This is a genomic window from Bradyrhizobium sp. Kon69, from assembly GCF_055807515.1.
Window position 1 is genome coordinate 1 of record NZ_JBVVOS010000237.1, and the last position, 309, is coordinate 309.

Consider the following 309-nt stretch of genomic DNA (forward strand, 5'->3'; position numbering starts at 1 on the left):
CGGGCAGCCCACGTGATCAGCTCACGCCATTCTGGAAGTCAGTCGAGCCGCTGTCCTATCTCGGCTGGGGTAAGACGACGCAACTCGGCTACGGCTTGGGGCTCGCAATGGGCGCGAAGCTCGCGAAGCCGGACAAGCTCTGCATCAATGTCTGGGGCGATGCGGCCATCGGATTTACCGGGATGGACTTCGAAACGGCTGTGCGCGAAAGAATTCCAATTCTATCGATCTTGCTCAACAACTTCTCCATGGCATGCGAGCTAAAGATCATGTCGGTCTCAACCGAAAAGTATCGCGCGACCGACATCT

1 protein-coding gene is annotated in these 309 nt (G+C 57.0%); it reads left to right on the plus strand.

What is annotated here, in order from left to right:
- Nucleotides 1-309, plus strand: a 309-nt coding sequence (locus AC0L3U_RS38980) for a thiamine pyrophosphate-dependent enzyme (RefSeq protein ID WP_473365054.1), incomplete at both ends; no start/stop codon positions are given.